This is a genomic window from Lactobacillus huangpiensis, from assembly GCF_019972815.1.
Taxonomy (GTDB): domain Bacteria; phylum Bacillota; class Bacilli; order Lactobacillales; family Lactobacillaceae; genus Lactobacillus; species Lactobacillus huangpiensis.
This window is the reverse complement of record NZ_BPPA01000020.1, coordinates 1-1,498: the sequence shown is the minus strand read 5'-3', so window position 1 is coordinate 1,498 and position 1,498 is coordinate 1. Positions and strand designations below refer to the sequence as shown.

The 1,498-nt window shown below is 44.1% G+C and carries 1 protein-coding gene; it reads left to right on the top strand.

Annotated elements, in window-relative coordinates:
• Nucleotides 1–55 precede the first annotated feature (55 nt).
• A protein-coding gene (locus LDM90_RS09360) for an IS3 family transposase (RefSeq protein WP_369792500.1) occupies nucleotides 56–1,461 on the top strand; the annotation gives its coding sequence in 2 pieces (ribosomal slippage) (nucleotides 56–539 and nucleotides 539–1,461; 1,407 coding nt in all).
• Nucleotides 1,462–1,498 lie beyond the last annotated feature (37 nt).

Sequence of the window (1,498 nt, the reverse complement as noted above, 5' to 3'; positions counted from 1 at the left end):
TTGAAGTGCTCCATAATAGTTAGACATTAATCTGACTATTAGGAGCACTTTTTTCATGACTAAATATTCAACTACTTTGAAAATGGAAATTTGCAGTAAATACTTATCCCACCAAACCTCTTTAGCTAAACTAGAACGCGAATACGGCATTGATCATACCGAGATTAGGGCCTGGGCAGAACGTGCCCGTAAACATGGCTTAGCCGCTTTAAAGGTTACTCACACCCGACAAACTTATTTGCCTGAATTCAAGCTAAATGTGGTACGCTTCTATCATGAACATCACATGGGAGTACTCCAGGTAGCTGCAGTTTTTAATCTTTCGCGGTCAGTAGTAAGACAATGGCTGGCGGCTTATCAGGCTGCAGGCTACTCTGGGCTGCTCCCAAAATCCAAGGGGAGACCACCAACCATGACTAAAAAGAAGCGTCAGAAGAAGCTTAAACCCACTAAGAAGCTAACCGAAGTAGAACAATTGCGTCGTCAGGTTGCTGAGCTAGAGGCACAAAAAGCCGACTTAGAATTGGATAACTTAATCCTAAAAAAAGTGGCTGCCCGATATCCACGCTCACCAACCGGCAAAAAACCAGAATAGTCGTGGAGATTCGGGCTGAGCGACCTGAGGTGCCGTTAAAGCTTTTGCTTGCCAAGCTGCACCTTAACCGCAAAACTTATTACGACAACCGCAGTCACCGATTGAACCGATTAGATAAATACGCTGCTGTTAAAGGCGTAATCAAGTCTATCTTCTACCAAGAAAGTGATGAGACTTACGGTTATCGACGTATGCATGGTGCACTCTTAGATCAAGGCTTTAGCTATGCGCCCAATACCGTGCGCAAGCTGATGCGGCAGCTGGGACTAAAGACCAGAGTCTACAGTAGGCGCACTGCACGCTACAGTTCTTATGCGGGCCCTGCAGGCGTAATCAAGGAAAACATTTTAAAGCAGCGGTTTAATGAAACCAGACCCTACCACGTCTTACACACGGATATTACCGAATACAAGCTGACCACAGGCAAAAAGGTTTATATTTCACCGGTCATTGATGAGGCCTCACTGGAAATACTGGCTTGTCAAGTCAGCTATTCGCCTAACATGAAGCTGGTTTATGATATGCTGGCAGAGCTTAAGCACAAGCTGCCTAAAACAGCCCAGCCTATTTTGCATTCAGATCAGGGTTTTCAATACCGCCACAGCGGCTATCAGACCAAACTAAGACAGATGAAGATTAAGCAAAGCATGTCGCGCAAGGGTAATTGCCACGATAATGCACCGGGAGAAACCATCTTCAACCTAATGAAACGGGAGAAGCTCAACCGCATTAAGATCAGTTCACTAGCAGAAATGCGGGAAGTACTGCATGATTACGTTTACTGGTTCAATCATATTAGAAGATCAAACAAACTAAAATACACGACCCCGATCAAATATCGAAATCGTGCATTGAGTCTTGCGTAATATTAAAATGTCTAACTTTTTAGTTGCACTTCATTTT